Annotated in this window: 24 protein-coding genes; 13 read left to right on the top strand and 11 right to left on the bottom strand. The window is 28.3% G+C overall.

From position 1 onward, the window contains the following. Positions 1-79 precede the first annotated feature (79 nt). The 6 genes from tpiA to BPP43_RS11110 all read right to left on the bottom strand — a co-directional run bounded on the left by tpiA (position 80) and on the right by BPP43_RS11110 (position 5,248). Positions 80-841, bottom strand: a complete 762-nt coding sequence (gene tpiA / locus BPP43_RS11135; RefSeq protein ID WP_081445690.1) for a triose-phosphate isomerase — start codon at positions 839-841, stop codon at positions 80-82. Between the two features lie 24 nt (positions 842-865). Continuing rightward, positions 866-1,429, bottom strand: coding sequence for a hydrolase (locus BPP43_RS11130; protein WP_013243612.1), 564 nt, complete (start codon positions 1,427-1,429; stop codon positions 866-868). Positions 1,430-1,542: 113 nt separating this feature from the next. Continuing rightward, positions 1,543-2,493 carry a flagellar filament outer layer protein FlaA gene (locus BPP43_RS11125; protein WP_013243613.1) on the bottom strand — a complete coding sequence of 317 codons (951 nt, stop codon included), beginning with the start codon at positions 2,491-2,493 and terminating at the stop codon, positions 1,543-1,545. Between the two features lie 205 nt (positions 2,494-2,698). Beyond that, positions 2,699-3,949 (bottom strand): cell division protein FtsA, encoded by a 1,251-nt coding sequence (gene ftsA, locus BPP43_RS11120; RefSeq protein WP_013243614.1) that lies wholly within the window; start codon positions 3,947-3,949, stop codon positions 2,699-2,701. Between the two features lie 138 nt (positions 3,950-4,087). Beyond that, complete coding sequence (locus tag BPP43_RS12490; protein ID WP_252832331.1) at positions 4,088-4,393, bottom strand: hypothetical protein; 306 nt, start codon at positions 4,391-4,393, stop codon at positions 4,088-4,090. A 195-nt stretch (positions 4,394-4,588) separates the two neighbouring features. Continuing rightward, positions 4,589-5,248, bottom strand: coding sequence for a hypothetical protein (locus tag BPP43_RS11110; protein WP_015274985.1), 660 nt, complete (start codon positions 5,246-5,248; stop codon positions 4,589-4,591). Between the two features lie 256 nt (positions 5,249-5,504). Here BPP43_RS11110 and BPP43_RS11105 point away from each other — a divergent pair, with 256 nt between their 5' ends. The 5 genes from BPP43_RS11105 (at position 5,505) to BPP43_RS11085 (ending at position 8,811) form a co-directional block, all read left to right on the top strand. Continuing rightward, on the top strand, positions 5,505-6,182 hold the full coding sequence (locus BPP43_RS11105; protein WP_015274984.1) for an ATP/GTP-binding protein: 678 nt from the start codon (positions 5,505-5,507) through the stop codon (positions 6,180-6,182). 8 nt (positions 6,183-6,190) lie between these two features. Next, positions 6,191-6,955, top strand: a complete 765-nt coding sequence (locus tag BPP43_RS11100; protein ID WP_015274983.1) for a hypothetical protein — start codon at positions 6,191-6,193, stop codon at positions 6,953-6,955. Beyond that, the gene (locus tag BPP43_RS11095; RefSeq protein ID WP_015274982.1) at positions 6,955-7,923 is read left to right on the top strand and encodes a glycosyltransferase family 9 protein; all 969 of its coding nucleotides are present in this window, start codon (positions 6,955-6,957) and stop codon (positions 7,921-7,923) included. The genes BPP43_RS11100 and BPP43_RS11095 overlap by 1 nt, the downstream gene beginning before the upstream one ends. Before the next feature lie 77 nt (positions 7,924-8,000). Beyond that, positions 8,001-8,363, top strand: coding sequence for a hypothetical protein (locus tag BPP43_RS11090; protein WP_015274981.1), 363 nt, complete (start codon positions 8,001-8,003; stop codon positions 8,361-8,363). Further along, positions 8,347-8,811 carry a GNAT family N-acetyltransferase gene (locus BPP43_RS11085; RefSeq protein WP_013243621.1) on the top strand — a complete coding sequence of 155 codons (465 nt, stop codon included), beginning with the start codon at positions 8,347-8,349 and terminating at the stop codon, positions 8,809-8,811. The genes BPP43_RS11090 and BPP43_RS11085 overlap by 17 nt, the downstream gene beginning before the upstream one ends. 196 nt (positions 8,812-9,007) lie before the next feature. Here the strand turns inward: BPP43_RS11085 and BPP43_RS11080 are convergent, their stop codons facing one another. Further along, a complete protein-coding gene (locus BPP43_RS11080; protein ID WP_013243622.1) occupies positions 9,008-9,403 on the bottom strand; it encodes a secondary thiamine-phosphate synthase enzyme YjbQ in 396 nt (131 codons plus the stop codon). Between the two features lie 22 nt (positions 9,404-9,425). Continuing rightward, positions 9,426-10,094 (bottom strand): hypothetical protein, encoded by a 669-nt coding sequence (locus BPP43_RS11075; protein ID WP_014936494.1) that lies wholly within the window; start codon positions 10,092-10,094, stop codon positions 9,426-9,428. Positions 10,095-10,170: 76 nt separating this feature from the next. On the opposite strand from BPP43_RS11075, the gene cdaA reads away from it, so the two are divergent. The 4 genes from cdaA to BPP43_RS11055 are packed head-to-tail and all read left to right on the top strand — an operon-like array spanning position 10,171 to position 12,824. Continuing rightward, a complete protein-coding gene (gene cdaA / locus BPP43_RS11070) occupies positions 10,171-10,956 on the top strand; it encodes a diadenylate cyclase CdaA (RefSeq protein ID WP_041747586.1) in 786 nt (261 codons plus the stop codon). A 1-nt stretch (position 10,957) separates the two neighbouring features. Beyond that, on the top strand, positions 10,958-11,926 hold the full coding sequence (locus tag BPP43_RS11065; RefSeq protein ID WP_013243625.1) for a CdaR family protein: 969 nt from the start codon (positions 10,958-10,960) through the stop codon (positions 11,924-11,926). After that, on the top strand, positions 11,911-12,288 hold the full coding sequence (locus tag BPP43_RS11060) for a NusG domain II-containing protein (protein ID WP_013243626.1): 378 nt from the start codon (positions 11,911-11,913) through the stop codon (positions 12,286-12,288). The genes BPP43_RS11065 and BPP43_RS11060 overlap by 16 nt, the downstream gene beginning before the upstream one ends. 26 nt (positions 12,289-12,314) lie before the next feature. Then, positions 12,315-12,824, top strand: coding sequence for a Gx transporter family protein (locus BPP43_RS11055; RefSeq protein WP_015274979.1), 510 nt, complete (start codon positions 12,315-12,317; stop codon positions 12,822-12,824). A gap of 477 nt (positions 12,825-13,301) precedes the next feature. Here the strand turns inward: BPP43_RS11055 and BPP43_RS11050 are convergent, their stop codons facing one another. Next, positions 13,302-14,300, bottom strand: coding sequence for an aldose epimerase family protein (locus BPP43_RS11050; RefSeq protein WP_041752890.1), 999 nt, complete (start codon positions 14,298-14,300; stop codon positions 13,302-13,304). A 174-nt stretch (positions 14,301-14,474) separates the two neighbouring features. Between BPP43_RS11050 and BPP43_RS11045 the strand changes: the two genes are divergently transcribed. Then, positions 14,475-16,166: a DNA adenine methylase gene (locus tag BPP43_RS11045; RefSeq protein ID WP_015274977.1), complete on the top strand. Its 1,692-nt coding sequence runs from the start codon at positions 14,475-14,477 to the stop codon at positions 16,164-16,166. A gap of 335 nt (positions 16,167-16,501) precedes the next feature. On the opposite strand, the gene BPP43_RS11040 is transcribed toward BPP43_RS11045, so the two are convergent. Then, positions 16,502-17,044, bottom strand: a complete 543-nt coding sequence (locus tag BPP43_RS11040; protein WP_015274976.1) for an epoxyqueuosine reductase QueH — start codon at positions 17,042-17,044, stop codon at positions 16,502-16,504. Positions 17,045-17,091: 47 nt separating this feature from the next. Further along, on the bottom strand, positions 17,092-18,315 hold the full coding sequence (locus BPP43_RS11035) for a hypothetical protein (RefSeq protein WP_015274975.1): 1,224 nt from the start codon (positions 18,313-18,315) through the stop codon (positions 17,092-17,094). A 194-nt stretch (positions 18,316-18,509) separates the two neighbouring features. On the opposite strand from BPP43_RS11035, the gene nhaC reads away from it, so the two are divergent. From nhaC to ruvA, 3 genes are all read left to right on the top strand, one after another. Continuing rightward, a complete protein-coding gene (nhaC, locus tag BPP43_RS11030) occupies positions 18,510-19,934 on the top strand; it encodes a Na+/H+ antiporter NhaC (RefSeq protein WP_041752846.1) in 1,425 nt (474 codons plus the stop codon). 82 nt (positions 19,935-20,016) lie between these two features. Beyond that, entirely contained in the window at positions 20,017-20,226 is a 210-nt protein-coding gene (locus BPP43_RS11025; RefSeq protein WP_014933633.1) for a cation transporter, read from the top strand. A 4-nt stretch (positions 20,227-20,230) separates the two neighbouring features. Beyond that, positions 20,231-20,815, top strand: coding sequence for a Holliday junction branch migration protein RuvA (gene ruvA / locus BPP43_RS11020; RefSeq protein ID WP_013243636.1), 585 nt, complete (start codon positions 20,231-20,233; stop codon positions 20,813-20,815). Positions 20,816-20,818: the final 3 nt, after the last annotated feature.

Raw genomic sequence — 20,818 nt, 5'->3', positions numbered from 1 at the left:
TCACTATAATAATACAAATGAAAAAATAAAACAAGGGGGGACTTAATCCCCCCTAAGCAAATAAAAATTATTTAATAATTTACTTAGCTATATAATTAACTATTCTAGCGAACTTGTCAGCAACTAATGAAGCACCGCCAACTAAAGCACCATCTATATTAGGCATATTAAGCAAATCATCAGCATTTTTCTCATTAACGCTTCCGCCGTAAAGTATAATCATGCCTTCAGAAACACTCTCATTATAAATAGACTTTAATGTGTCTCTTATAGTTTTATGTACATCATCAGCATCTTGAGGAGTAGCAGTTTTACCAGTACCAATAGCCCAAACAGGTTCATAAGCTATTACAACCTTTTTAGCCTCAGCTTCACTTAAACCCTTGAAAGCCTCTTTTACTTGACTGCTTACTATATCAGAAGTAATGCCTTTTTCTCTCTCTTCTAAATGTTCGCCTACACATAAAACAGGTACCAAGTTTTTATCTAAAGCTCTTTTTACTTTTTTGTTTATAAGCTCATCTTTTTCACCAAATATATCACGGCATTCAGAGTGACCAACTATAACATATTCACAGCCTACAGACAAAAGCATATCAGCAGAAATCTGACCAGTAAAAGCACCCTTCTCTTCAAAATATAAATTCTGTGCTCCTAATTTTATATTGCTTCCTTTAATAGCATTATTAACATCGCTCAAGCAAGTAAAAGTAGGTGCTATCATAATATCTCTGTCTTTAACATCTTTTACTAAATCTTTTAACTGATTTACTAACTCCAAAGCCTCTTTGTTAGTATTATTCATTTTCCAGTTACCAGCTATAAGTTTTCTTCTCATAATAATTATTCTCCTTATTATAAAATATTACTGATTTTTTAATAAATTACTTAAATCTTTAAAATTAGGCACTTTTGAACCCTCTATAAATCCAAAAAGAACCATCTCTGTACTTATAATATTAGCCCCCAATTTCCTCATCTGTTCTAAACCAATTTGCTTATCATTATCAGTTCTAGAACCGCAAGCATCAGCAACCACATAAACATTATATCCATTTTGAAGCAAATGATAAACACTATAATATACGCATACATGTGTCTCAGCTCCAAATACTATAATATTCTTTTTATTTAAATTATTAAACTCCTCAACAAAATCTTCGCTAGCAAATACACTAAAATTAGTCTTAGCAAATAATTTATGATGTTTCGGAAGTATTACCCTCTCATCAGTAGGTCCTAAACCTTTAGGATACTGCTCAGTAACTAAAAGAGGTATATTGTATATCTCAGAAGTTTTAAGCAATACATTAGACTTTTTTATAAGTGTATCTAAATTATCTATTGCCGCCAATAATTTACCTTGCAAATCTATACAAATATATAAAGAATTATTTCTATCTAAAATAGGTTCATTCATTAATTTCATAAATAAATCCTTAAACAAGATTATATAAATATCAAAGAATACAAAGAACATAAATAAGGGGAAACAACATAAAATTTGCTTCCCCTTAAAAACTTTCAAAACTCGCTTAATTATTATTGAGCAGCAGTTTCTTGAGTTTGTGTATTTTGAGCTGCACCAGCATCTTGCTGAGCATCGCCGCCATTAATTCTTCTTTGTTCTAATTGTTGTAATTCAGCAGCTTCACGAACTCTAGCATTTTCAATAGCTTGTTTTCTTTCGTTTTCAGTTTTTAATAACTGCCAAGTAGCTTCATCGTCGATATCTTCTTCGAAATCAACAACTACTACGTCATATTCCATAGTTATATCTTTAACATAAGTAATGAAATCGCCGCCTTGAGTATCTTTAGTTCTATAGAAACCTAAAGAGTCTAATTTTACAGAAGGAATCATTTTAGGATAAAGAGGTTTTCTTACTAATACTCTGTCGCGAACATTAGCTAAATACTCTCTGTTTTCCCATTTTAATTGTCTCCAACCGCTGAAATAAACATTACCCATAGGATAAGATTTTAATTCACCTAATTCGTTTTGTAAGTTGATAAAGTAACTAACTAAATAATTACGTCCATATACCCAAGAACTAATAGATTTAATTTCACCAACGTTGTGTATTACACCTTTACCGTCTGTATATTTTGTACCATCAGTTCCACCATACATTTCAAGCTGAAAAGCAGGTTTTACTAAAGCATAGCTATTCCAAGATTGTAAAGGGAAATGTACTCTTATACCAAGAACTTTTCCTGCTTCCCAAGCACCGTTATTACCTTTACTATCTACGTTAGTAACATATGAATTTCTGCGATTTTCTGTTAATCTAGCAGATTCATTTAACCATACTACCCAGTTATCATTGTAAAGATTTTGTTGAACAGAAACTGCTTCATTTGTATCATCTCCTGCAGGCTGCAAGTTATCAGCATTACCTGTTATAGCAAAATCAATTAAAGTTGAATTTGTTACACCGTAAGCAGATGCAGCAACAAAAATAGAAGCTAATACTGCGAATAACTTTTTCATAATTTATTGCACTCCTTGTACTAATTAATAAGCATAATAATATTATTTTATACACTAAATTACCCAATTTGTCAAGTAGATTTAATAAAAATAGCTAAATCTATAAAAATAATGTGTAATTTTAGTTGACATAATCTTTAAATTAAAATACAAAATGGAACTTATTCAATAATCATATTTTTTATTAAATTTTATATAAAAAATTTTATTTAAAAAACTCCATAAATGGATTTTTTATATTAAATTTAAACTTCTTTTTATCTCCTGATTTTTTGGCATTAGGTATATTAACTTTAGTAGCCTCATCTAAACTCATCATAAGTATACCAATAACTGCTGAATAAGCAGGGTTATTAGCAATATCTGTAATGCCGTAAATATTATTAGGAACACCAATTCTCGCTGTTATAGGCATAGCTCCTTTTACTGTGCTTTGATATGCTTTAGCTAATTCCACCAAACCAGGAAGCAATGCTCCTCCTCCTGTAAATACCATGCCCGCAGATAATGAATCTATATATTTCATCTTCGATAACTCTTTGCCGCATAAACTAAGTATCTCTTCTACCCTAGCCTGTATAATTTCTGTTAAAAACTTCTTAGGTATAGCCTTAGTTTTACCATTTGTAGTAGGTACTTCAACTATCTCTCTATCTCCTACCATATCAACAAAAGCAAAACCATATTCACATTTTAATTTTTCTGCTGTAGGAATAGTTACTCTTAAACCTTCGGCTATGTCATTAGTAATATGCTGACTTCCTATAGGTATAACAGCAGTATGCCAAACAGAGCCTTCCAAAAACACCATTAATGATGTAGTAGAATGCCCTATATCAAACACAACTACTCCAAGCTCTTTTTCATCTTCTGTAAGACAAGCCTCAGCACTTCCGCGTACGCTAACTATAAAATCTTTACCGCTGAATTTCATTTTATTTAAAGTTCTTCTTAAGTTTTCACTTACATATTTAAGCCCAGTGATAAGATGAACCTTTGTTTCTAATCTTGTTCCAGACATTCCTATAGGGTTTTTTATTTCATCTTGACCGTCTAAAGAATATTCCTGCTCTATAGTCTCTATAATCTCTATATCTGAAGGCAAACGAACATTTTTAGCACTTTCTAATACTCTCTCTATTTCTAATGGAGTTATCTCTTTATCTTTTGTATTTACACCTATAACCCCTTTACTATTCATACCCTTTATATGGTCGCCGCCTATAGTAGCTATAACATCAGGAGCCTGAAGACCTGCCATATCTTCTGCTTTGTTGATAGATTTCTCTATAGCATCAGCAGCAGCATCTATATTTACTATAATACCCTTTCTAATGCCGTCACTCTCACTCTCCCCTATACCTATAATATCAAGTTTATCCTCATTAACCCTTGCTATTACAGTTTTTATTGATGAAGTGCCGATATCTACACCAGCTATTATTGGCTCTTTCAAGGTTAAACTCCTAAATATAATATTATGTTAATATTTTCGGAATATTATGATTTTCATTAATATTTTTTTAAATTAATACTTTTTATATAGATTTTTAATATATTGATGATTTAATTAATAAAGAGTTTATAAAAAAAATCAATTAATAACCCATTTATTATTTTCTTGCTCCATAACGAATGTCTGTCTCATATTGGCAGTGGATTTATTTACTCTATCATAAACAGAAGTGCCTACATCTATATAAGCATTTTTACCCTTTAACTCTATGCTGTAAACTTTATCTATCTTTGTTTCAAACTCAAAATCTAATGAAGGATTAGAAGCAACATACTCATCTGCATTTTTTACATTGCGTGTCTTAGCTAAAACCTCTTTATAGCTAGATGAATAAAAATTATCATAAGCCATCTTTACGCTCTCTTCATCATAAGGCAAAGACAAAAACTCTTCTAAAGATTTTAAGGCAGATGTTTTTAATGCCTCCTCATCATAATTTTTTATCTCAACAGCCTCTTTGTTTTCATTATCGCTTAAAACAATTTCTACTTTCTCACTCCCGCTACCGCAAGAAACAAATAATCCAAATAAACTAAATAAAACAAATAAAAAAATTAGTTAAAATATTATTCATAAAAATTAAAGCCCTTCCAATATCTCTTTTCTATTGTTTTGAGGAGGTATAGATTCTTTTTCTCTTATTCTAGTTTGAGAAGTAGTTGTAATATTATTCATATTTATATATTTAATAATACTAGGACGCTCTAATATAATCCTATTATCCCCATTCTGCCAAGAAACAGTTTCTGCATCCAAAAAAGCTCCCTTGCCGTATTTAGCAGACAGAGAAGATAACAACTCTAAAAAATCAACCTGATTGGGCTGAAAATATATAGTAATAGAATATAAAGAATCATCTTTAAAAATAAAATATCCGCTCTTATAAAACTTATTCTCTTCCAAAGACAAAAAAGTAGCACTCTCCTCAGAAGCCAAATCAACCCCATCAGTATTAAGCATATACTCTTTAGGAAGCATCATAGTATTATCTTCTAGTATTGCTTTAATTGTATCTTCTCTAGTAGAGCCTAATTTTATATTTTTAAATCCTGTAATAGGTATATTAATCACTGCAGGCTTTCTTCCAACTACAGCATCGTTAGTTATATAGCTTTCTTCTTCTGTTGCTGCTGTATTGTTGTTATTATTGTTTTGCGGAGGTGTATAGGCATCATTTGTCGCGTATTGGCTAAACAAATTGGCACAAACCAAAAACATAATTACTAATATATATCTCATAATACTTTACCTACTTTAAACTATAATATAATATCGACTATATTTTTAATTTAATTATTTTTTTTACATACACTTAAAAATATATATTATATTATTTATATAATAAAACCTGTAAAATTATCTATTATAAAATTATTTTAGTTATAAAAATAGTTTTATTATAATAATTATGTATACTAAAATTTGAAAATATTCTAAAATATATTATATTATAATATGAAATATTCTGTAAGAAATTTTTTTAATGTAGGTGGTTATGAAAAAAAATAATAGAGTAACTATAATATGCGGGCACTATGGAGCGGGGAAAACAACATTCTCTATTAACTATGCTATCTATTTAAGAAAACAAACAGAAAAGCCTATATATATAGCAGACTTGGACGTTGTAAATCCATATTTTCGCTCAAGAGAGCATGCTCAAAACCTAAAAGATAAAGATATAAAAATAATAGGAACATATCTTCCTCAATCTGGTTCAGATTTGCCTGCTGTATCTGCCGAAGTTTATTCTGTATTTAACAACAAAGATATTGTAGGAATAATAGATATGGGAGGAAACTCAGTTGGAAGTTTATCTTTTGCAACTTTTAGAGAATCTGTTCAGGCTGATGAAACTGATGTATTTTTTGTTTTGAATGCAAACAGAAAAGAAAACTCTACTTTTGAACTAGCTTTAGGTCATCTTATATCAATAGAAGCTACGCTTGCATTAAATGTTACTGGGATAGTAAATAATACTCATCTTATGAATGATACTACTTTAGAAGATATTATGAGAGGAGAAGAGATAGCTGAAAAAATCTCTAAAGAAAAAAATATAGAGGTTATATGCAGCTGTGTTAATAGTAATTTAATTAAACAAAACATAAAAACAAAATATGAATTATTTAATATAGAATATGATATAAAAAATATAGGAAACGTTATATAAGTTAATATATGGAATATTGTTATAGTAATAAAAAATTATATGAGTTAGCACCTTTGCTTTCTCCGAGTATATACGAAACTATATTTTATAATCAGTATGAGATAAGGGCTGATAAAAATGCTATTATATTAGATGATAAAGTTTTTGATGATGTTTATATAGATGAGAAAATATATAGAAACTTTATTTTATCAAACTCAAATAGGCTTGGAAAATCTTTAAACTATTTGGGGCTTAATCAGATGCATGGAGGCATTATTAAGAATATAGAAATAGATAATAATAATAAACTTACATTAACTCTTCTTGATACTGGCGTAGATAAATTAGCTAAAACTTTAATAGAGACAAAAGCTATTAATTTGGATATAAAACCATTTATAGTAAAAATAATATTTGAAGATGTTTATTATTATTCTAATCATACTATAGATGAAGAAGAGTTTATTATAAAAAATGATGACAATATAATAGAAAAAACATATATTCAAGACCAAATAACTTTAATAAATGATAATGAGATAGAGATTGTTATATCTATTCAAGATAAAGAAGAGAAATTAAGCTACTATATAATAAAATGTAAAAACATATCTGTTATAGATGAAGCGAGGGATACTTGGCTTAGCACTTTTTATGGGAATGATTTTGCTATGCTTTATGATTATTTTATTAATACTAGAAAGACCAATAAACTTGTTATGAATAGAAATGTATGTATTAGCATTATAGCTAAATATGAAGAGTTTATTTCGCAGCTGGATATATCTTAATGAAAGAAATAAAAAACTTATTAATACATGCTCCAAACTGGCTTGGTGATATAGTGATGTCTTTGCCTGCTATACATTTAATAAAAGAAGAATATAAAGACATAAAAATAACTGCATTAGCAAAGAAATCTATGTTTGGAATACTTACTGTAAGCGGATTAGTTGATGATGTAATAGAGGTAAAGAGATTTCCTGCTTTGAGAAAATATCATTTTGATGCTGCTTTACTTTTTCCTAATTCTTTTGAGAGTGCTTTTAGAGTATTTGGTCATGGAATAAAAAGGCGCATAGGGTATAAGGCAGATTATAGAAGTTTTATGCTTACAGAGAGAATTGAAAGAGAGCCTGTAAGGTGGTGGCATACTGCTGATTATTATGTTAATTTACTTAAGGCTATCAATATAAACAAACCCCGCCCTAATATAAAGCTTAATATAAAAGAAGATATTCTAAATAATGCTAAAGAATATATTAAAACTATAAACCCAGAAAATAAAAAAATATTTGCCTATGGCATAGGAGCTACCAATAGTTTTGGTAAGATTTGGAAAGAGGAATATTTTGCTGAAGTTATAAATTACTTATCAAATAAATATAATGCCATAACTTTATTTATAACAACTCCAAACGAAAAAGAAATATCTGATAAAATATCCTCTATCTTAAATGAAAAGCCAATTATACCATATACTTCATTAGACAATATAGCAGCTATTTTAAGTTTATGCGATGGTTTTATAGGCAATGATTCTGGAGCTATGCATGTTGCCTCTATAGTTGGGATACCTACTTTGGCCTTATATTTTGCAACACCCGCCGGTATAAACTCACCAATAGGAAGCAATAGTCATATAATAGAAAAAAAACCAGATAATAAAGCCTGCATCTGCGGCGGCAGAAAATGTTCGCTTAACACTTTTGAATGCAGAGAGGTGATAAAGCCTGATGAAGTGATAAAGAAAATTTGAAAGTATAATATATTGATAAAAAATATTATTATGCTATATTATTTTATATAAATTAATTAAATATAAACGGAGATATTATGATTACTTTTAAAACAATAGATGATAATGAAATGAAATATATTATAGAAAATAAAGAAGTAAGCAGCAATGTTAAAAATGTTTCAGAAAATGTGCTTGCCGTATTTACACAAGATTGGTGCGGAGATTGGAGAGGATTAAAAAGAGAATTAAATGCTAATGAACAAAACAGCGATGTAGATTTAACTGTATTTATATGTATATATAATGAAAGCGGTCTTTATGAAGAGTTTATGAGCTTCAAAGAAAAAGAATGGAAAAATGACCTTATTCCTTATTTGAGATATTATAAAAACGGCAATTTTATTAAAGATACTAATCATTTGCCATTTCAAAGAATTATGAATGTGTTTCAGCAATAATGATTTTGAAATAAAAAAAGCTCAATTAGAAGATTTAGAAGAAATCAGCAGTTTAGCTAAAAGAATATATCTTAAATACAATTCATCATTAGATACAGATGAAGGCATAAATAATATATTAACTTTTATTAATCATGATAATATATTAATAAGAACATATATTGACGGCTCTCTAATTCTTAAAGCTATTAAAAACAATACTATTATAGGCTTTATAGAAATAAGAAATTATAATCATATATCACTTTTATTTATTGATGATAAGTATTTTAGACTAGGCATAGCTAAAAAGCTTTTTGAACAAGTTAAAGATATGATGCCAAGCGACAAATACTCGGTTAACTCTAGCGATTATGCTATAGAGTTTTATAAGAAACTTGGATTTGTTGCTGTTTATGATAATATAAAAGTAGAAAACGGTGTTCATTTTCACCCGATGATTTTTTAAAATACCTACCATATGTATATTGACAAACAACTTTTTTTGTATATAATATTTATTATAAAAGGCATTTATATGTGAATATTAATAGATTTAATTGGTTCAATTATAAACTTTATAAAAAAGAAACTTCAAAAATAGACAAACATTAACCTAAATATTATTGCACAGGGGCTACTCCTCCCATGTGCAATAATGCTAATTATTTCTTCATTACCTGCACATACACCTTTCTATTTCTTGCCCCATCAAACTCAAAAAAATATATATCCTGCCAAACACCCAACACTATATCTCCATTTTCTATTATAACAGTTAAACTAGGTGAAACCAAAGAAGACAAAACATGTGCCTGAGAGTTGCCTTCAGCATGTCTGTAATTATCATGTTGAGCTACTACTTTATTAAAAGCATTCTTCATATCAAATAAAACATTGCTGTCTGCATTTTCATTAATACCAACACCCGCAGTAGTATGAGGCGTAAATATAACTGCTATTCCAGATTCTGCCTTCTCTTCCAAAACGCATCTTCTAACCTCTTCAGTAATATCTACAATGTCAAATCTTGAGTTAGTTTTTACATTAATAGTATGCATAAATAATCTCCTTAATTTTTTATTATATAACAAATCTTAAAGCTAATTCCATACCAATGCTAAGAGCACTAATATTATGATACTGATAATTAGGATTATTAACCCGCACAAACACATCATAAAGAACATAGCTTCCCAAATTAATATTTAAGTATTTATTGATAGGAAAAGAATAATCAAAAGTTAATTTAATAAAAGTAACAGGAGCAGCTTCACTGTAATATAAACTTGTATTGTAAATATTTTTATTATTAACTTTTTCTATATAATTTACTATTGTAGGCATCTTTACACCAATTCCAAAACCAATAGAAAAGTTATCAATTATAAACTTCGGCAAAACTCCAACAAGAATATTTTCAAAGTAATAAGAATAAGTAGTTTTCAAATCTTTAGACCTATAAGAATAACTGTCATGACTATATCCAAACTCAGCCAATATACTCAAAGCCATTCTCTCAGATATTAAATACATATATCCAAATTGTAAAGAAGCACCAATCTCAAAATCTACAAAACTCTTCATTCCTAAAACAGTAGGGTTATTAATAAGCTTGGAATCTGAAAAACCAATGCTCATTCCAAAAGGCACATTTAATAATACTTCAAATCTATTTTTTTGGGCAAATACATTAAAACTTAAACTAAAAACAAAAAATAATATTAAAAATACCTTTTTAAAAAAACACATTAAAAACACCTCGTTTTTTAATATTATAATATTTCTTATTATTTGCAAATATACAGATATATGATATAATAAGTAAATGCTGTATAACATCAATAATTTTATATCAACTTCAAATTGGCGTTATCTCTTTTATAGTCTTGATATAATACTCGTAGCAATATTATTTTACATTTTTTACATGCTTATGTATAATACTAGAGCATACAGCATAGCCCTAGGTTTTATAATACTTTTCTTTATCACATTAATAGCTAAAATCTTCGGCCTCACTACCCTCTCATGGTTATTCGATAAGTTTTTCCAAGTAGGTCTTATTGCAATAGTAGTACTCTTTCAGGCGGAAATAAAACATGGTCTAAGAATATTAGGCGGAAGGGCGTTATTTAAAAAATCATTCGGATACAATGAAGACCAGATACAAAAAATTATGAGTGCAACTTTTAATTTGTCTTATAAAGGTTATGGTGCTTTGATAGTCTTTCAGAGAAATATATCTCTGCATTCTTTAGTAGACAAGGCTGTTAGACTAAATGCCGACATATCTATAGAATTATTAGAATCTATATTTTTTAAAAATAACCCAATACACGATGGTGCTGCAATTATAATGGAAAACAGAATAGCTGCTGCAAGTGCATATTTACCGCTCACAGAAACAGAGCCTCAAATAAAAAATAGAAGATTAGGCACTAGGCATAGGGCGGCACTTGGTATATCTGAACAGACTGATGCTGTTGTAGTGGTGGTATCAGAAGAGACTCAATGCGTTTCTATTGTTCATGGCGGAATATTGGAATATAATTTAAGCAGAGATGAATTATATAAAAGACTTGGAGAGCTTTTAGAGGTAAAAGTAGATTAAAATGAAAGATATTATAATAAAAAAATTTAAACATAAAAAATTGTTATCCTATATAACAAATAGATTTTGGATTAAAGCTTTATGTTTAACTATGTCTTTTATGCTCTTTTTATATGTGAGATATCAGCAGGAATACAATAAAGAATATACTACAAAATTAAATATAAAAAACCTTCCAGCAAAACTTTTAATTGCTAATAACATTAAAGAAAATATAACAGTTAGTGTAAAAGGATTTAAAGATAATATATATGAACTTCCAAGAGATTTTTCTGCATATATAGATTTAACTAATGCACAAATTGGAAGCAATATGTATAAAATATATTTAGAAAATGATGCCGATTATTCATCACTTAATATAAGTATAAATCCAAATAAAATACCTGTAGTGTTAGACCAATTAGCATACAAAACCGTTCCTATAGAAGTGCAAACTGTAGGAAAAGCATCATTAGGACTTGAAATTGAAAATATTATTATTAATCCTTCAAATACTATAATATCTGGACCTAAAACCTTAATATCTCAAATAGATAAATTATATACAAGAACTATAGACCTTGATGATAAATATTTAGATTATAATACTAAGCTTAGTTTAAACATACCGCCAAATGTTAAATCTGATACTTCTAGAGTAGATGCTAGTATAATTTTTGATAAAGATATAGAAATAGTAACATTTGAAAATATAGAATTAAATATTAATAATTTAAATAGCAGATTTAATATAAAATATAATGAACCTTTAATTGTAAAAAAGATTGTATTAGAAATGAATAAAAACTTAATAGAAAACTTAAAAAAAGAAGATATACTCCTTTCATTAAATTTAATAAATATAACAAATGAAGGTATATACTCTAATATATCAATAGAAGCAAATATTCCAGATTATGCCAAATTATCATATATAGAGCCTTCATTTTTCAATATAGAAGTAGAAAAGATATGGACAAATCAATAATAAAAAATATTAGGTTCGGAGATATTATTATTATTTTAATTATAGTAATATCTATTATTTATTATGCCAAGAACTTAATGGAAAATAAAGGAAATAAAATTATAATAGATACTCCGTCAAAATCTTTAAGGTATGATTTAAATACAGACAGAGAAATAAAAATAGAAGGTCTTATTGGTGAGACTACTATTATTATAAAAGACAAAAAAGTAAAATTTGAATATTCTCCATGCCGGGATAAGCTTTGCATAAAAGCAGGAGAATTAAAAAATGCCCCTATAATATGCATGCCAAATGGGGTTTTAATAAGATTTGAAAAAAATACTGAAAACGATATAACAATAGATTCTGTTGTACAATAAATGTTATAAATAAAGGTTTTTAATATATGACACTTTTTGAAGAAATTAAAACACATACCGGAAAAAGAAGAGTTTATGATATAATATTTTTTGCTTTTTTATCTTCATTTATTGCGGCAATAGAGAATATGTTTCCGAGGCCTATACCATATTTTAGGATAGGATTTTCTTTTATTATTATATTAATGGTTTTAGATTCATTTAATTTCAAAGAGCTTCTTCTTATGATAGCTATAAAAAACATATCGGTTGCTATAGTATTTGCATATATTCTCACTCCTCCATTTTATCTTGGAATAACTGGGGGGATTATGTCTGTTATAGTAATGAAGTTAATGAGAAATTTTAGAAACATTTTTTCGCTTTTGGGTGTAAGTATTGCTGGAGCATTAGTAAGTAATTTATCACAGGCAATACTTTCTCAATATCTTTTTAATTTACCAGATATAAAATTTTTAATACTTCCTGTGTTAATAATATCATTAATAACGGGTAGCATAATAGGAATATTTACTATTATTTTTAACAGAGAATAAAAAATAATTTTATGTTTTTTTATTCTCGGGGGCTAGCCCCCCTGCGAAGCGTGCCATTAGGGTACGCACCCCTAGTTCTTTTATTGGTATAAAAGAACCAAAAGAACTGCATTTTTATGAATTATAGCCAAAAATATATAATATTATTTTACATATATGTTTATTATATATAATAAAACTGAAATATTTGCACTTTCGCTAAACGTAGATAAATAACTTAAATACTTGCACTTTTTGCGAAGCGTGCCCGAAGGGCGAAAACTTTGACGAAGTCCACACCGTGTAAGGCGGAAAAAAACAATAATTTTTTACAAAAAATTAGTTTTTATTTTTTGGGGACTAGTCCCCAACCCCCTACTTCTTTTGGTGACCCAAAGAAGCAAAAGAACTGCATTTCTATCAAGTATAGCCAAAAACATACGGTATTATCTTATATAAAACTTAAATATTTACTAATTTAATTTTTAACCAAACCCATTACAAAGTAGCAAACTTATAAATGGTTCTATGCTTAAACTCCCTGTCTGGATAAAGTATTATACTTGGAAAATGATTATAGTTTAGTGCCAAAGTAAAATATTGTGTTTCCAAACAAAAAGCCTCATGTTTATTTAATACTTGTCCTCTCACTTGTAAATTATTTAGAGAATTAGCAGTATATAGTAAAACTGAAGGCATGTCTGTAAACACTTCTAAAGATATTAAACTCTCTTCTGAAACAACTTTTACTCTAGATTTTTTTATATCATTATCATCAAATAGAAAACAGTTATCGCATCCGCCTTTAGATTTTATTATAGTGTCAATCTCTTTCATGTTTCTAAAATCATAAGGAGTGTTATCAACTTTAAAAATCTCTCCGGAGCTGTCTCCATTTTCATTTTCAGGTAAATAATAATTAGCATCTATTGATATTTTATGACTATTAATTTTACCCTTTCCATTCAAATTAAAATAAGAATGATTCATTATGTTTACTGGAGTTGGTTTATCAGTTGTTGCTTTATAATCAATTATAATTTCGTTGTTTTCTGTAAGTGTATATGTAACAGTTAAATCTAAATTACCAGGGTATCCTTCTTCGCCGTCTTTTGATAAATAATGAAACTCTATTTTGTTATCAGCAATTTGTTTTGAAGTAAAAAACACATAAGAAAGACCATCTACTCCGCCATGTGTATGATGAGGTGCTTTGTTTGGATTTAATTTATATTCTTTATCTCCTATTTTAAAACTAGAGTTCAAAGTTTTACCAGCCACTCTTCCAACAGTAGCACCCATATGACCATTTTTTGCCTTGGCACTGTAAAAGCTAACATCATCAGAACCAAAAGCTACTTCAATACTCTCTCCTTTTTTATTTTTAAAAAATATTCCTGTTATAGAAGCTCCAACATCTCCTAGTTTTAATTTTAAGCCGTTCTTGTTTTCTAATGTATATACAAATCCGTTTTCTCCAAACTTTTCTTTTGTCATAAAAAATTCTCCTAATATATTAAATATAATATTGCAAAAATTAAATATATAAGTTTTAATAATTATATTCATAAAAACTTATGTCTCTTTATTATATATCAACCAAATAAAACTGCAAAAATAGTTATTGATTATTTATATATATTATGTTAATATAATTATGTTAATATAATTATGATAACTAAAGATAACTACCTTAAAAATAACCTGATAGCCTATATCGGTAATAAAAGAAGACTTCTGCCCTTTATAGAAAATGCATTTCTAAATATTTTAGAAGAAGATAAAAATATAAAAACGGCATTAGACTTATTCGCTGGAAGCGGTAGTGTATCAAGACTTTTAAAAACTCTTAATCTTAAAGTATATTCAAATGATTGGGAGTATTATTCTTACATATTAAACTACGCACATATATGCATAAACGAAAAAGATGTAAAGAATATGTTTAAGCATACAGGAGGCGTTGAAAACACTATTAACATAATAAATAATATAGAAACTATCAACGATAAAGACAGATACATTTCAAAATATTATGCTCCTTTAGATGACAATAATCCAGATTTAAAAAACGAAAGATTATTCTACACTCAATATAATGCCACAAGAATAGATATAATAAGACACAACATAGAAGAACTTTACAAAAATAAAGCAATAAATAAAAAAGAATATTATTATCTATTAGCCTCTATAATATATGAAGGAGCAACACATACAAACACATCAGGCGTATTCAAAGCTTTTCACTCTGGTTTTGGCGGAAGAAATAAAGACGCTCTAAAAAGAATACTTTCACCAATCTCATTAAAAGAGCTTTCTCTATACGACGGAATTAAAGGCGAAGTAAGTATGCTTGATGCAAATGAATATGTATTAAAAAATAAAGATAAGCATTTTGATTTGGTATATTTAGACCCGCCTTACAATCAGCATCAATATGGAAGCAATTATCATTTATTAAACACAATAGCATTATGGGACAAACCTGAAATAAATAGAGAAATATATATAAACGGCAAAAAAACAGATAAAGGCGGTATAAGAAAAGATTGGGTTAAAACAAAATCTGATTACTGCTACAAAAAAACAGCCAAAGATGCATTTAAAAATCTAATAGATAATATAAATGCAAGTCATATAGTAATGAGTTATTCTACAGACGGCATAATAGACTATGATGATTTAATTTCAATATTAGAAAGTAAGGGCAAATTAAAAATAGTAACTTCAGAATATACAAAATATAGAGGAGCAAAACGCTCTGTAATAAATAAAACTAAAAATGTAGAATATTTATTTATAGTTGACACTAAAAAAAATAATACAAACAGCAAAAATAATAATATAAAATACATTGAAAATATAAGATTAAAATTAAATAACCCTGTAGACACAATAAAAGATAATTTAGTGTTTGAAAATAGAAAAGAAGGAAATATTATATTAAAATTAGAATATACAACACATATAATAAATCAAGAAGAAATATGCCAAACATTAAAAAATAAATCATTGGAATATATAAAATTGTTTTCAGAGTTTTTAAATAAGCATATAAAAGAAAATAATATAGAAGCTTTAAAAATATATTTATCGCACTTAAAAAATGCAATACTTATAAACGATAAAAAACTAATAAAATATTTTTCAAATCATATACTAACAATATATACAAGGCTATGTTCAAAGAGGTCTAATGAATATATAGTTGATATTACAAATGAAATATTAAACATCATATCATATTATAAACTTGATGATATAATATATATAGACAAAATAAAAAAGAGAATAGTTTATAATATATCACATTCAGAGATATCAGAAGAGAATAAAAACAACATATTAGTAAAATTATAATTATAGTGAAATTTTTAATTTTTGTGGGGACTAGCCCCTGCGAAGCGTGCCCTTAGGGTACACACCCCCACTTCTTTTGCCGATTAGGCACCTACTCGGTGGTGACCCAAAGAAGCAAAAAGACTATATTTTTAATCTCAAATTTAAGTTTCATAATATATTTAATACATATTCCTAAAATATTAGCTATAGTATGTGCGTTTTTTGCAACTTTTTTGAGCGACAAAAAAGTTGATAATATTTTTTCACAAATATAAAAATTGACAAAATATAGTTGTTTAGGTATACATATACACTTAGACAATTATATTTTGCCAATATATTAAATTAGAGTTTCAATTTCTTATGCTAAACTCGCATCCGCAGTAATGCTGTCTATAAAGTCCTGCCTCATTAGCTATTATATTAGTCTTTTTAAATCCGTCTTTTTTCTTGAAATCTATATGCAAATATTCTATATTATCATATTTAGAAGCAATGCTACTACCTATCATCTCTATAGCCTTGCTGTTTTTATGAGGGCTCACACTCATAACTGTAGTAACATATTTTGCATTAATACTATCGGCATATTCAAAAGCCTTAGCTATTCTATGCTTAAAACAAATATTGCACCTTGCCCCTTTTTCAGGCTCATTCTCAAAACCCTTTATATCATTATACCAATCTTTTATATACTCTTCATTTTCTTCTATATGTATCTCTATATTATTATCCTTAGTGAACTTTATAAACTCGTCTCTTCGTCTGTTATACTCCTCTATAGGATAAATATTCGGATTATAAAAATAAAAAATAGTGTCATAATCTTCAAGCAAAGTTCTAGGATAACACATACAAACAGCACAGCATGTATGAACAACTAATTTCTCTTTCATCAAACAACTCAATTATTTTTTTTATTATAATTTTTTATATAATACTTCTATCTTTTGTTGGCTTTTAAATTAATAGTCTTATCATCAAAACTGTTTATAATTATTTGATAGCCCATATTTTTAGCCTTAGCATTAATATCAACAGCTAAATCTCTGCTGCTTCCAACATACTGCACAACATATCTTGATGAATCTCCGCTTATACCTCTGTTATAAACACTTTTAAGATTTTCTATATTTTTCTTAAGAGCCTCTTCAAAACCTATAGAATCAGTAAAATCAAGACCTGTAACATATATAGTATATTCTGTACCATTTTGAACTTCGCTCTGCCATTTAGTTACTATTTGATTAATAAAATCTTCAGAAATAGAATCAGCTGATTTTACCAAAGCAATAGAATGAGCATCTTTTTCGCTTCCGCCTACCCCTCCAGCCTGATGAGTAGCACGAGCTATAGTACTGTAATCAGATACATTCACAGCAGTAATAGCAACATCGCTTCTAAAACTTTTTAAAGCAGTACCCTGTATAGTAGTAAAATAAGCAGCATCAGCCTTTCCAAGTATAGCAATCTGAGCACCTGTAGCTTCTGCTATTTTTTTTACAGTAGAAGATGAATTGTCAGAATAGCTAATATTTTCACTTCTTACAACACTTCTTAAAGAACTAGCACTTACAAATTTAAAACCCTTATCGCTCATATTTTTTTCAAGTTCCACATTAAATGCATCGCTTAATTCTCCATTATCATCAGTAACAAGCATAACTATCAAAGGCATATTTTTTCTGTCTAGCAATATACCCATAGCCTGCAAATTATCCTGAAGCATGTCAACTCCAACAACAGCCTCTATTTTTGCATACCATACAGATGAGCTTTTTGTAATAGAAAGCACTTTATAAGAAGAAATATATCCAGTAGTGTTTTCATATATTTTAGAGCTTATAAGTCTGCTATTTTCAACTAAAGTAGTACCATTAACTATAGAGCCAACAGCCTGCTCAACAGCATTTCTTTTAGCACTTTCTAAAGCCCTGTCTATAGCATTAGCCTCGCCTCTATTATCAGAAGAAGCAAACCCCTCAGCTACTATCTTTGTAGTTTTACCGCCTTTAAAATCTGGGTTCTTCCAATTATTAATAACACCTATCTCACCAGTATCCTCGCCTACAAGCACTCCGCTTTGTGTACTCTTTGAAGTGGTTGCACATGATATAAAAAACAAGATTAAAAACATTGCTAAAAATAATTTATATAATTTCTTCATAAAACTCATAAACCTAAAAAATATTTTCTAATAAATATATATTATAATCAAAGTCTTATTTTTTCAAGCAATAATAATTTATAAACATTTAAACATCATAATTATTAAATAATAAAATTTTAAAAAAAGTCAAATTAAACATTATTGACTAAAAAACTACTTAATTATACTATATAATAAAAGGGTCAATAAAAATGAATAGTAAAATAAAAAATATACCAACCTTCTGGAAACTATTTCCTCTTATTTTTATACTCATCACAGTTTTAATATTTACTATAAAATATGGAGTTCCAATAGAGTTTTTACTTACAATAGGAACATTAATAGCATGCATAATAGCATATTTTGCAGGATATAAATGGAAAGACATGGAAAATGCTTTCATTAAAAAAATTGTTGATACTTGGATTGGTGTTTTGATATTTATATTAATAGGCATAGTAGTAGGTTCTTGGATGTACTCAGGCACTGTACCTATGTTAATATATTACGGCATAAAACTTATTCACCCTTCATTTATACCTGTAACAGCTTTTATTGTAACATCATTTCTTTCTATATTTACTGGTACTTCTTGGGGTTCTGCTTCCACTGCTGGAGTTGCATTCATTGGTATTGCTCAGGCTACAAATACGCCTCTTCCTCTTATAGCCGGTGCTGTTATAAGCGGTGCATATCTTGGCGATAAAAACTCTCCAATATCAGACACCACTGTTTTGGCTGCTATCGGTGCAGGCACTACATTACAAAATCACATAAAAACTATGCTTGTAAACACTATTCCATCTGCAATACTTGCTGCTATAGTTTTTACAGTATTGGGTTTTAATGCTGCTCCAATGAATTCTGATATTCTAAACTTAAAAGAAGCAAGTGAGATATTAACTTCATTAGATAATATATTTAACTTCAATATATTATTACTAATTCCTCCAATATTTGTACTTATAGCAAGTGTAAGAGGTGTTAATCCTGTAATAACAATGTTTATAGGAAGTTTGATTGCTATAATATTAGGAAACATATTTCAAAACTTTGGTATTATAAATTCTATGAAATCATTTGTAACTGGTTTTAATATATCAATGTCTCCTACAATTAATGAAGCTGAAATACCATTAAATTTGCATTCATTATTAAACAGAGGCGGTATGATGAGTATGATGCCAAGTGTATTGTTTTTGATACTAGCACTTACCTACGGAGCTATGCTTGAACTTTTGGGTACTTTTGAAACATTGATAACATTATTAATAAAAATAACTAAAGGAAGAAGAAGTTTAATATTTATCACATGGCTTACAACATTCACTATAAACTCAGCATTAAGCAGCTTACAATTTACTTTCTTAACTTTAGGAAACGTACTTCAAACAGTATATGATAAATATAATATCAACAGAGGAGTCCTCTCAAGAACTATGGAAGAAGGAGGAACACTTACTGAAGTTTTACTCCCTTGGACAATCACAGGTGTTTATATGACTTCTATACTTGGAGTACACACTTTAGAATATATGCCTTATTCGTTTTTTAACCTTATAAGTATATGTATATCATTTATCTATATGCTTACACTCCCGAAATTCGCTGTGGGTATTAATAAAAATATATAAAACTATCTTATTGAAAAATACTCCCAATTAGTATATAATTATTTGTTATAATACTAAAACATTTTTTATTAAGGAGATATAAATGAAAAATATTACTATCAAAATTAAAGGAATGGGCTGTCAAAATTGCGTTAAAGCTGTTACTGAAGAGCTTACTGCTTTAGAGGGTATAAGCAAAGTTAATGTTAGTTTAGAAAATGCTTGTGCTGAAGTGGAATATGATGAAAGCAAAGTTACTACAGATAAAATGCTTGAAGTAATTAAAGAATTAGAATACGAGCCTAGTTTATAATAATATGTTTGCTTTTATAGAAGGTAAAGTTTGCACAATATCAGAGGGAATCATTGCTCTTTTATGTTCTAATGGGGTCGCTTACGAGATTATAGTATCAAAAAAGTTAAATGTTAATAATGATGATAATATAAGGCTATACACTCAATTAATACATAAAGAAGATTCTATGACGCTTTATGGTTTTAAAACAAGAGAAGAGAAAAAGATGTTTAATACTTTAATGTCTGCCTCTGGTGTTGGGGCAAAACTTGCAATGGAAGTTCTCTCCACATATTCAATAGATGAAATAATGCATATACTCTTTAATAAAGATATTAATATGCTTAAAAAAGTTCAGGGAATGGGCGTAAAAAAGGCTGAAAAACTTTTGTTTGAAATTAGAGATAAAATAGAAAAGATAGACATAAATATTTCTTCTTCTAAAATATCATATAATGAAAATGAAAGCGATGTAATAAAGGCTCTTATATCATTAGGCTTTTCAAATAATGAAGCTGTAAAAGCATTATCAAACATAGAAAATAAAGAAAATAAAACAACAGAAGATTTAATTAGCTTAGCATTAAGAAACTTAAGCAGCATATAAAAA

This window comes from Brachyspira pilosicoli P43/6/78 (genome assembly GCF_000325665.1).
Taxonomy (GTDB): domain Bacteria; phylum Spirochaetota; class Brachyspiria; order Brachyspirales; family Brachyspiraceae; genus Brachyspira; species Brachyspira pilosicoli.
This window is presented reverse-complemented; position numbering and strand designations above follow the sequence as displayed.

Bases quoted from the DNA above. Each gene is read 5' to 3' on its own strand.
- BPP43_RS11130 (WP_013243612.1), bottom strand. From the start codon at position 1,429: ATGAAATTAATGAATGAACCTATTTTAGATAGAAATAATTCTTTATAT.
- BPP43_RS11125 (WP_013243613.1), bottom strand. From the start codon at position 2,493: ATGAAAAAGTTATTCGCAGTATTAGCTTCTATTTTTGTTGCTGCATCT.
- BPP43_RS11110 (WP_015274985.1), bottom strand. From the start codon at position 5,248: ATGAGATATATATTAGTAATTATGTTTTTGGTTTGTGCCAATTTGTTT.
- BPP43_RS11105 (WP_015274984.1), top strand. From the start codon at position 5,505: ATGAAAAAAAATAATAGAGTAACTATAATATGCGGGCACTATGGAGCG.
- BPP43_RS11100 (WP_015274983.1), top strand. From the start codon at position 6,191: ATGGAATATTGTTATAGTAATAAAAAATTATATGAGTTAGCACCTTTG.
- BPP43_RS11095 (WP_015274982.1), top strand. From the start codon at position 6,955: ATGAAAGAAATAAAAAACTTATTAATACATGCTCCAAACTGGCTTGGT.
- BPP43_RS11090 (WP_015274981.1), top strand. From the start codon at position 8,001: ATGATTACTTTTAAAACAATAGATGATAATGAAATGAAATATATTATA.
- BPP43_RS11085 (WP_013243621.1), top strand. From the start codon at position 8,347: ATGTGTTTCAGCAATAATGATTTTGAAATAAAAAAAGCTCAATTAGAA.
- BPP43_RS11080 (WP_013243622.1), bottom strand. From the start codon at position 9,403: ATGCATACTATTAATGTAAAAACTAACTCAAGATTTGACATTGTAGAT.
- BPP43_RS11075 (WP_014936494.1), bottom strand. From the start codon at position 10,094: ATGTGTTTTTTTAAAAAGGTATTTTTAATATTATTTTTTGTTTTTAGT.
- cdaA (WP_041747586.1), top strand. From the start codon at position 10,171: ATGCTGTATAACATCAATAATTTTATATCAACTTCAAATTGGCGTTAT.
- BPP43_RS11065 (WP_013243625.1), top strand. From the start codon at position 10,958: ATGAAAGATATTATAATAAAAAAATTTAAACATAAAAAATTGTTATCC.
- BPP43_RS11060 (WP_013243626.1), top strand. From the start codon at position 11,911: ATGGACAAATCAATAATAAAAAATATTAGGTTCGGAGATATTATTATT.
- BPP43_RS11055 (WP_015274979.1), top strand. From the start codon at position 12,315: ATGACACTTTTTGAAGAAATTAAAACACATACCGGAAAAAGAAGAGTT.
- BPP43_RS11050 (WP_041752890.1), bottom strand. From the start codon at position 14,300: ATGACAAAAGAAAAGTTTGGAGAAAACGGATTTGTATATACATTAGAA.
- BPP43_RS11045 (WP_015274977.1), top strand. From the start codon at position 14,475: ATGATAACTAAAGATAACTACCTTAAAAATAACCTGATAGCCTATATC.
- BPP43_RS11040 (WP_015274976.1), bottom strand. From the start codon at position 17,044: ATGAAAGAGAAATTAGTTGTTCATACATGCTGTGCTGTTTGTATGTGT.
- BPP43_RS11035 (WP_015274975.1), bottom strand. From the start codon at position 18,315: ATGAAGAAATTATATAAATTATTTTTAGCAATGTTTTTAATCTTGTTT.
- nhaC (WP_041752846.1), top strand. From the start codon at position 18,510: ATGAATAGTAAAATAAAAAATATACCAACCTTCTGGAAACTATTTCCT.
- BPP43_RS11025 (WP_014933633.1), top strand. From the start codon at position 20,017: ATGAAAAATATTACTATCAAAATTAAAGGAATGGGCTGTCAAAATTGC.
- ruvA (WP_013243636.1), top strand. From the start codon at position 20,231: ATGTTTGCTTTTATAGAAGGTAAAGTTTGCACAATATCAGAGGGAATC.